Raw genomic sequence first — 10073 nt, 5'->3', positions numbered from 1 at the left:
CGTCTGTAGTGCGGGGTTTAGGTCGACTTACGCCGATTTTATGCTCACGATCGTCCCCCCCCGATTCCCGGCGATATTGGACGAATCGGTAGAGCCGAAAGTTCCGCTATTGCGTGCTGAATCCCATCGTTGCTAACGTCCGGTACAAACCGCCCTAGAAATACTGAAAACCACCACCAAAAGAGGGGTTTTTGGTGATTCTCTAGGTCCGAGCACCGTTTAGCCCCCAGCGTCAGGATGATTGGTCTCATGACTGAACACCAGTACCCATTTCAATTGCCAAGTCGACCTCGGATTCATTCCGCTGCTCTCTCAATCGGGGGGCTCCTGCTGATTTGTTTTTCGGGTTGCCAATGGGCCGCCAGCGGCCAAAACGCTCAAGGAGCAAGGCTTTACGAACAAGGCCAATACACCGGTGCGCTACAATCATTCCAGAAAGTCATCGAAACGGACCCTCAGAATGCCGACGGCTACTATAACTTGGCGGCAACCACGCATCGGCTCGGTAACCAACGCGGGCAAGTGGAACTACTCGAACAAGCCGAGTCGCTCTACAACCAATGTCTCGACCACGATCCCAACCATGTTGAATGCCACCGCGGATTGGCTGTCCTGCTAATGGACACCGGACGGACGGATCGCTCATTCGCACTGATGAAGAACTGGGCTAGCCAGAACCCCAACTTCGCGGAACCACGAGTCGAATTGGCTCGCCTTTACGAAGAATCGGGTGATCCGACCACGGCGCTGAAGTATTTGGAGGATTCGGTCCAAATCGATGCGAATAACTCGCGAGCGTGGCTGGCGTTAGGCCGGATGCGTGAGCAATCGGGGGATTTGCAGCAAGCACTGCGAAATTACCAGCATTCCTTGGCGATCAACGGCATGCAACCCGATGCGGCTGCTCGGGTCGCGGCCATTAACCAACAACTCAACGCCCGCCCAATGCCCCAGCAATCCTCCCCTAGTGGAAACGGCAGCCAAATTGCCACGCAACCCAACGCCGTTGGATATAACAGCGGGTTCATTCGGCGCTAGAAAATGGTTGCCTGGCGCTCTGCGGAAGTGTGTTATCAAACGTATTTCGCGCCGCCAAACGTGATCGCACCCAAGTTCACCGTTTTAATGGGATGACGCTCCAAGCTCCGCAGCGACTCTAGCGATCGCTGCGGCGGGACGCCTCCCTGATTCCCTGCCGCCTCCCAAATTCCGGCTACTTCCTCTACATTTGGCCTCTTTCTTAGCCAATCTGCCCCCTTTAACGATCATTTCACCATGAAGTCGATGGATCAAATTGTGTCGCTCTGCAAGCGACGTGGGTTCTTGTTTCAATCCAGCGAAATCTACGGCGGCATCCAAGGATTTTGGGATTACGGCCCACTCGGTGTCGAACTGAAACGCAATTTGAAAGAAGCGTGGTGGCACGACATGATCAGTGGCCACAACGAACTTGTTGCTCCCGCGAATGCTCCGGGACCGTTCGAGATGGTCGGGCTAGACTGCACAATTATCATGCACCCCCAAGTTTGGAAGTGCAGCGGTCACTACGACCTTTTTCATGATCATATGGTCGATTGTCGCGAATCGAAAAAACGTTACCGTTTCGACCAAGTCCGTGGTCGATGGGTTGAATACGCCGACCGATCCCAGAAAATCTTTGTCTCCACATTGGCCGACATTGAAACGGAACTTGACGAAGTTCGCCGCCGAGCAATGAAGTTTTTCAGACTTCGCAACAAAGACGCCGACAAAATCTCGATCTCGAATGAGTCGCTAACGATCGACCGACTTGATTCGACCAAAGAGGTTTTGGCACCTGACGCAAAAAACCTTGACACGCTAACCGAACCGCGTGAGTTCAACTTGATGTTCAAAACCACGCTCGGTGCCCTTGGTGGTGAGAACGACGCGACCTTCCTAAGACCTGAAACGGCACAAGGTATTTTCGTCAACTTTAAGAACGTGCTCGACAGCAGCCGCGTGAAGCTTCCTTTCGGGATCGGCCAAGTCGGCAAAAGTTTCCGCAACGAGATCACGCCGCGCAACTTCACCTTCCGATCGCGTGAGTTCGAGCAAATGGAAATCGAGTTTTTCTGTCACCCCGATCAATCACAAGTTTGGTACAAGTATTGGCGAGACCGCCGGATGGCTTGGTACACCAAACTCGGGCTATCAAGCGAATCGTTGATCATGCGAGAGCATCATCAAGAGGAATTGGCTCATTACAGTGTCGGGACTGCCGATATCGAATACGCATTCCCGTTTTTACCCGAAGGAGAATACGGTGAACTCGAAGGGATCGCTCATCGTGGCGACTTTGACCTTCGCAGCCACATGGAAGGCAAGCTAAATCCAGCGACCCGGCCGATGGAGGTCGAACTTGGCGAAAATGGCAAAGCGAAGTATCGCGGCAGCGGTCGTGATCTAACCTACCGCGACGAAGTCACAAACGAAAAATTTGTGCCCCACGTCGTCGAACCTTCCGCCGGAGCCGACCGTGGCGTTTTGGCGTTTCTATGCGAAGCTTACAGCGAAGACAAAGCCCCCGATGAAAAGGGCAAGATGCAAACGCGGACGGTAATGAAGCTGCATCCGCGTCTTGCTCCGATCAAAGCGGCTGTGTTCCCACTCGTCAAAAAAGACGGAATGCCCGAAATCGCACGCGAAATTTACGGCGAATTGAAAAAGCACATGAACGTCTTTTACGATGAAAAAGGTGCAGTCGGTCGTCGATATCGTCGCCAAGACGAAGCGGGTACTCCCTACTGCGTCACCGTTGATACCGAATCGTTAAACGACAAAACCGTCACGATCCGAGATCGCGACACGCTTGAGCAATGGCGAGTCAAGATCGACGATGTCGTCACTGATCTCACCTCGCGGATCCAATAACCTCCGCATCGTTAGCCTCCGCAACGTTCAATCGATTTTTTTGATCTTAATGTCGTCAAAATCGGCCTGGCCAGTGGCTCCGAATAGACCGATCCTTAAGATCGCTTCTCGCGTCTGCGTGGGAATGCGGACCAACCGGCTGACCTCGCGCCATGACCGCGTTCCTCGGAATGGCCCAAGCCAATACGTCCCCAGATCGCGGCGTTGTTCGTCGTAAAGACTTATTGCGATCATTGGTAACGATTCCGGGTCTGGCCCAATCTGCACGCCCTCGACACGGATTTTTCCGCTCAATCGAATCGAGGAAACTTCTCGGCCGTCAAACGGAATTCCTTGCAACAAATGCGAACTTAAACCAAACGTCTCGTTTTCAAACCGAACGAACCCCTTGCCACTTGGAGCGGCATCGTCTCGCGAGCTTTCCCCCGTGTCGCTGCTAATTATCTCGGGTAGCATGTGTTTGACTTGGCGGCCGTAGTACCAACCGGGGACATAGTCGGATGTCTCCGCGTCGCCTTCCTTGGGCATTGTCTCAAAATCGCCATTCACTACCACGGGATTTGCCGCATCGGGTTGCTTTTGCCGTCCCTCTTCCGCCTCGCCTGTCATGGGAACGAAAAGGGTAGGGCGGAGGGCTTTGCGAACGAGCTTTCCGTCCTGTTTGGTCATTAGGTAGAGCGTTTGTTGATACCGTTCACCAACAGGAATAATCATAATACCACCTTCGCGAAGCTGGTCGACCAGTGGCGTTGGGACCGATTCGGGACTGCAAGTGACAATAATCTTGTCGAAAGGGGCTGCTTCCTCCCAGCCAAGAAAACCATCACCGACGCGAGTCGATACGTTTTCGTAGCCGAGTCGTTTGAGCGTTTCCGCCGCCCGGTCTCCTAACTCTTCGACGATCTCGATCGAATAGACATGTTCCACCAACGGGCTTAACACGGCCGCCTGATAACCGCTACCGGTTCCAATCTCTAGCACAACATCGGTCCGTTTTGGCTCGATCGCTTGGGTCATCATCGCAACGATGAACGGGCTGCTGATCGTTTGCGAATCACCGATCGGAAGTGCCATATCGAAGTATGCACGGTCGCGCTGGCTTCGCGGAACGAACTCGTGTCGCGGCGTCGAACGAATCGAATCGAGCACCCGTTTATCCGTCACCCCCGCAGACGCAATACGATCACGAACCAATTGTTGCCGGGCGATCGCATACAGATCGTCAGCAGCCGATTGTTCCGATTGAATCAGAAATGCCAAACAAAGACTCCCCAAGAAACAAAACAACTTCAATGAGCGATTGACGCGAAATTCCAACTTCTTCATCCATAATCCTTTCGACTATTTGTTATCACCGTCCTGCGCGAAGCAGCACTGGGATCCCGAAGACGTCTCGGAACAAGCCCGCGTTTTGCCGCAATGCAACATGCTCTAACGAAACATCGTCAACACCAGGGACCTTGATCACCAATTGTTTGGCTTCTCGGGTGCATTCGATCTCACGAATCCGGCCGCTTCGTGTGTCATCGAGCGCGATCGCCAAACGCAAAATCGCAGCTAATTTGGCCACCGTCACTCGTTCTTCACGGTCAAGCGATGCGTAGCCCTCATGCGAGGGTTGCGGATTCGCCCGCCGATGATATCGGGCGACCAAGCCGACCTGCAAAAGTTCGCTTTTGGATAGTCCAAAAATCTCGCTGTTGCGAATCACATACAAAGCATGCTTGTGGTTGCTTCGCACATTGATCATCAAACCGATCTCGTGCAGCAGCGCCGCGACGTGCAGTAGCACTTCCTGTCGATAGTCAAGCCGATGCTCTCGCCCCAATTGATCGAACAGCTTTCGCGACAAATCAGCAACATTTCGAGCATGTGATTCGTCAAAATCGAAGCGACGCCCTAATCCCAATGCGGAACGGACAATCTGATTGCGAAACTCGGCCGTCCAACTCCCCCCGACTGCGATGTCGTGAAGTAGCCCATCTCGCAAATTGGTGTCACAAACGAACACCGACGACTGGCTGAACGACTGGGCCAACATCGTGTAAGCCAACAACGCGGGACCGAGCGTTTCCGCTTCGATAAAACTCGCGCCGAATCGTTTTACGATCGCATCGACGTCTAGCTTGAGCACTTCGTTAGTAAATTCCGCCAACCGCTCGGTATCAAGCGGAGCGAGCGAAACTCCGTCCCAATCCTCAAGAATTCGGTGAGCCGCGAATCGAATGTCTCCCCCAAAAGCGACGATACGATTGGTCGGATCAGGTTTGACATCGTCGACAATATTATCGAGCGTTCGCCGAATGTGATTCTCCAAAAAACCACGCTGTCGCGACGGCAAGACCTTGGCTTGGTTGACCGATTGCAGCAGCCGTAGTGACCCGAGTCGGTAGGATTGGCTATGCAAAACGTTACCGCTTCGGATCACCAAAACTTCGGTGTTGCCGCCCCCGACTTCGGCGACAATGGAGCGTCCGTCGGCCAATTCAGGATCGTTTCGCAGTTGCGGTGCGATCCCCATATACGTGATCCGGCTCACTTCAGCCTCATCGATCGCCTCGATCGTGAGCCCCGTCACAATATAGATACGGTCGGTAAAGGCGAGCCGATTGAATGCTTCGCGAACAGCGGATGTCGCAACCACGCGGACGTTTTCGTTCGAAGTAATTCCGTATTCACGGAGGACACGTTGGTATTGCTTCAAAATTGTCGCAGCTCGTTCAATACTGGCGCGACTTAGCCGGCGAACCGCGAACACTTCACGTCCAAAATCAACGGGTTGAACCAGAGTATCGAGAGTGCGAAATTCGCCATCTTCGTGAATTTCCGCGATCGCCATCCGGATGCTGGTTGCACCGATATCAATCACGGCCACCGGACGCGGCGAGATGGGAAGCAGGGGCGTCGAGGGGACTTGGGCGGTAGGCATCATGGATAATCTTTGTGGTTAGGCAATCACAGCAAAATGTCGCAGCGCCGCTTCGGCTTGCTCGCCTCCAAAGCATTGTACTGCATTCCAACCGCGGGCAATCGCTGCGGCAACATTCTCGGGTTTATCATCGAGAAACAAAATGCTCGATACCGGGACTTTCGCCGCTTTTTCTGCTTCTTCATAGATCCCGTGATGCGGCTTCATCGACCCGACTTCGCAGCTCAACACACGAATTTCCCAAGAGACCTTGGCAATTTGCCATGTCTGTTTGCCAATCCAATCCCAATGGGCGTGACAAGTGTTCGACAGAACTCCAAAGGCGATCCCCGAATCGCGAACCCTAGAAAAGGGTTCCCACATCGACTCGATTGGGGCGAACATGTCGCTGCAGGCATCGAGCACGTCGGCCGTTGGCATCTCCGATTCGGTCAATCCAAATTCGCTACGAAGAAACATCGCAAACTCTTCGCCGGTCACGTGGCCATGTTCGAACCGCTCCTGTATCCCACTATGGTAGAGCGTCTGTTCAACGCGATCGGCCGGCAAACCAAAACGACTAGCAACGTTGGTGATCGCGATTTGGTGGTCGAACGTGACTAAAATGTTCCCCAAATCGAAATAGACAAATTCAATACTTGGCATCATTTTCATTTATAAAGACCGAAGTCGGATGTTACGGTACCACGCTTCGGTCGGCGCACCACTGTGGATTTGTAGCCCGATGACACCCACACGCGGGATGCTCGAGTCTTCTTCGGTATAGTCGGCCGTTTGAGTTCCGTTGATGAAGATTTGGATTCGTGGCCCTTCGCAGCGTATTCGGAACTCGTTCCATTGGTCTGCTTTCACGGCCTGTTTTTCCACTTCCTCATTGGGCTCGACAAGGAATCGGTTGCGGCGATGTTCGTCGTAGAGCGCTCCCCAAATCAATTTGCCATTCATTTCTCCCATGTCCGCTTGGTAGCCCGATACTTCGGTTTCCCCCGGAATTCGCTTGGTACGAAACTGGACGCCTGCGTTTTTAGCTTCGCCAACCAATTTTGCTTCGAGTCGCAATTCGAAATCGCCGTACAGCTCGGTGGTGCAAAGAAACTGATTTTTGGGAATTTTTTCGGTCAATCGTCCTGCCACAATCGCATCGTCCTCGACTCGGAACCAATACGCATTGCCTTCCCAACCGGCCAAAGTCTCGCCATCGAACAGCGACATCGACTTCAATTGGAAATCATCGGCCACCAATGGCATGTTTGTCAGAGAAACAAATAGGCATGAAAGTGCAAAAAACCAAGAAAAACGCAGCATTGCAATGACTCTCTTTCGGGGGAAGGCAATCGTCCCGTTGTGAAACGCTCAATGAAGATCATAATCGGTAGCCTGTGAATTCCGCAAACCGGTCCCTCCCCTCGTAAATCCCGACAGAATCGGCCATGAACCAACCGCTCAACAAGTACAGCAGCAAAGTCACTCAGCCCAAAAGCCAAGGAGCGTCTCAGGCGATGCTCTACGCCACCGGCATGACTCCCGAAGATATGGACAAGCCACAAATTGGCATCGCCAGCATGTGGTACGAAGGAAATAGCTGCAACATGCACCTGCTCGATTTGGCCGGCGAAGTGAAGAAAGGGGTCGAAGAAAACGGCATGGTTGGCATGCGGTTCAACACGATCGGCGTCAGCGACGGCATTTCAATGGGCACCGACGGGATGAGCTATTCGCTGCAAAGTCGTGACCTGATCGCTGATTCAATTGAAACGCTGATGGCGGCCCAATGGTACGACGCTCTGATTGCACTTCCAGGCTGCGACAAGAACATGCCAGGCTGTTTGATGGCGATGGGACGACTCAATCGACCAGCGATCATGGTCTACGGCGGTACGATCAAACCAGGACACTACAAAGACGAAACTCTCGATATCGTCAGCGCCTTCCAGTGCTACGGCCAATTCATCGCGGGACAAATTAGCGAAGAAGAACGCAAAGAGATCGTTCGCCACAGTTGCCCCGGTGCAGGCGCTTGTGGTGGCATGTACACCGCCAACACGATGGCCAGTGCGATCGAAGCACTCGGTATGTCGCTGCCGTATTCGGCCAGTATCCCTGCCGAAGACGTTTGGAAAATGGAAGAATGCCACCAAACCGGCCCCGCGATTCTGAACCTACTGAAATTGGACCTAAAACCACGTGACATTATGACGCGTGCTGCCTTTGAAAACGCAATGGTTACGGTGATGGCCCTGGGCGGCAGCACCAACGCGGTGCTGCACTTGATCGCGATGGCCCGCGCTGTCGATGTGCCACTGACCATCGACGAATTTCAAAGCGTTAGCGATCGCATTCCGTTCCTTGCAGACCTGAAACCAAGTGGCAAATTTGTCCAAGAGGATTTGCACAGTGTCGGTGGCACGCCCGCAGTGATGAAATTTTTGCTCGCGGAAGGATTGCTCGATGGATCGTGCATAACCGTGACTGGCAAGACACTCGCTGAAAACCTCGAACCGCTACCTGGATTGAAGAAAGGCCAAACGGTCGTGCATCCAATAAGCGATCCAATCAAAAAGACCGGCCATATTCGAATCTTGAAGGGATCGTTGGCACCAGAAGGCTCGGTCGCCAAAATCACGGGCAAAGAAGGGCTCGTTTTCACCGGCCCCGCACGTGTTTTCGATAGCGAAGAGGACATGCTGCATGCACTCGAAGAGAAGAAAATCCTAAAGGGTGACGTCGTCGTGATTCGCTACGAAGGCCCCAAGGGCGGCCCGGGCATGCCAGAAATGCTGACGCCAACCAGTGCCATCATGGGCGCCGGACTCGGTGGCGATGTGGCACTGCTGACCGATGGCCGATTTAGCGGAGGAAGTCACGGCTTTATCGTCGGCCATATCACTCCCGAAGCGCAAGTTGGCGGCCCGATCGGATTGATCCAAGATGGAGACTCGATCACTATCGATGCTGAAACGAATCGACTCGATGTCGACCTCAGCGATCAAGAAATCGAAAAACGCCGATCGACCTGGACCGCTCCGCCGCTCAAAGCAACTCGTGGGACGCTTTACAAGTACATCAAGAACGTCAAAACCGCCAGCGAAGGTTGCGTCACGGACGAATAAACTGCTGACGAATCAGTCACTAATTTACAGATTTGATCTGGCGACGGTGGAGCTTCCCTCCTTCGAAGCCAGATCCAAAGTTACCAGCCCCAGATGCAAACGGGTGCTTGCCGACGGACATCATGCATGACTCCTTATCATTCATGGTTCCTTCAGTACTGCATCGCCATACATTGTTTGCAGCGTCCCGGCAACTCTTTTTGCAATCGCTTCACTTCCACGCGGGTTACTGTGGATACCGTCATCGCTAAGCTGCGATGCTGGCATCCACATACCGGGTGGGGCAATCGGACTCATCACCACGATTTGCCGAAGCCAAGTGTCCGCGACTAACTCGACATCGTATTGGTGCGCGATCTCACGTTCCAAGCTCGCGAATGGATCAAAGATGAAACCGCGAGGAATCTCCATGAGGATCACTTCCGCATCCTGTTTGCGACATGCCTCGATCATTGCAACCAAGTTCGCCTTCGTACTCGATCGGCTATGACCTTTTAGAAAATCATGGCCGCCAAGCTCAATGACAACGACCTGCGGATTATGCCCGAGAACTCGATCCATTTGGCCGAGTGCCTGCGAAGTTGCAATCCCAGAAAACCCTAAATTCACCACGGGTACGCGGATCATCTTTCCGAGCGGATCCGGGTAACCATGATCCGGCAACATACCATCGGTCAAACTATCGCCAATACAGACGACCGGTCGGTCAGGATCGAGCATCATAGGACGACCGCAGTGGATCGTCGATTGCCATTCATAGAACATCAATCCCCATGCGGCCCACAACACTAACGTCGTTTTCAGTGCGAGTTTTTGTCGTGAAAGTGGTTCGTTCCTCGCGCGAAATCGAACCAGGGCAATGAGCGCCAACACACAACCAAGAACAATCATGGCATGCGTTCTTGGAACCAACTTGACGACCATGATTACCAAGCATGCAACCAATGGCACCCACGCGGGACGATTCCCATGGGCCAACACTGTATGCCAAACAAGCCACACCGCGATCATCCACGGCAACACACTTGGAAAACTCAACAGCGAGACAACAACCACGATCGCCATTGAGAGCGTTTCCAGCACTCCACGAATCGACGACTTTTGCGCTAAATTTTCTGTCGTGGTGCGTTCAATTTCCATTC

Annotated in this window: 8 protein-coding genes; 3 read left to right on the top strand and 5 right to left on the bottom strand. The window is 53.2% G+C overall.

What is annotated here, in order from left to right; genetic code table 11:
* Positions 1-249 precede the first annotated feature (249 nt).
* Both CA13_RS21695 and CA13_RS21690 read left to right on the top strand, forming a co-directional pair.
* Positions 250-1038 (top strand): tetratricopeptide repeat protein, encoded by a 789-nt coding sequence (locus tag CA13_RS21695; protein ID WP_146400196.1) that lies wholly within the window; start codon positions 250-252, stop codon positions 1036-1038.
* 246 nt (positions 1039-1284) lie between these two features.
* Positions 1285-2892: a glycine--tRNA ligase gene (locus tag CA13_RS21690; RefSeq protein WP_146403819.1), complete on the top strand. Its 1608-nt coding sequence runs from the start codon at positions 1285-1287 to the stop codon at positions 2890-2892.
* 27 nt (positions 2893-2919) lie between these two features.
* Here CA13_RS21690 and CA13_RS21685 read toward each other — a convergent pair whose 3' ends face one another.
* The 4 genes from CA13_RS21685 to CA13_RS21670 are packed head-to-tail and all read right to left on the bottom strand — an operon-like array spanning position 2920 to position 7126.
* Positions 2920-4218 carry a protein-L-isoaspartate(D-aspartate) O-methyltransferase gene (locus tag CA13_RS21685; RefSeq protein WP_146400194.1) on the bottom strand — a complete coding sequence of 433 codons (1299 nt, stop codon included), beginning with the start codon at positions 4216-4218 and terminating at the stop codon, positions 2920-2922.
* A 25-nt stretch (positions 4219-4243) separates the two neighbouring features.
* Positions 4244-5824, bottom strand: a complete 1581-nt coding sequence (locus CA13_RS21680) for a Ppx/GppA phosphatase family protein (RefSeq protein ID WP_146400192.1) — start codon at positions 5822-5824, stop codon at positions 4244-4246.
* Positions 5825-5839: 15 nt separating this feature from the next.
* Positions 5840-6469, bottom strand: a complete 630-nt coding sequence (locus CA13_RS21675; protein ID WP_419194664.1) for an HAD-IA family hydrolase — start codon at positions 6467-6469, stop codon at positions 5840-5842.
* Between the two features lie 6 nt (positions 6470-6475).
* Complete coding sequence (locus CA13_RS21670; RefSeq protein ID WP_146400188.1) at positions 6476-7126, bottom strand: 3-keto-disaccharide hydrolase; 651 nt, start codon at positions 7124-7126, stop codon at positions 6476-6478.
* A gap of 125 nt (positions 7127-7251) precedes the next feature.
* On the opposite strand from CA13_RS21670, the gene ilvD reads away from it, so the two are divergent.
* Positions 7252-8931, top strand: coding sequence for a dihydroxy-acid dehydratase (ilvD, locus tag CA13_RS21665; RefSeq protein ID WP_146400186.1), 1680 nt, complete (start codon positions 7252-7254; stop codon positions 8929-8931).
* Positions 8932-9072: 141 nt separating this feature from the next.
* On the opposite strand, the gene CA13_RS21660 is transcribed toward ilvD, so the two are convergent.
* Positions 9073-10071 (bottom strand): GDSL-type esterase/lipase family protein, encoded by a 999-nt coding sequence (locus CA13_RS21660; RefSeq protein WP_146400184.1) that lies wholly within the window; start codon positions 10069-10071, stop codon positions 9073-9075.
* Positions 10072-10073 lie beyond the last annotated feature (2 nt).

Source organism: Novipirellula herctigrandis (assembly GCA_007859835.1).
In the GTDB taxonomy this organism is placed as follows: Bacteria; Planctomycetota; Planctomycetia; order Pirellulales; family Pirellulaceae; genus Novipirellula_A; species Novipirellula_A herctigrandis.
This window is presented reverse-complemented; position numbering and strand designations above follow the sequence as displayed.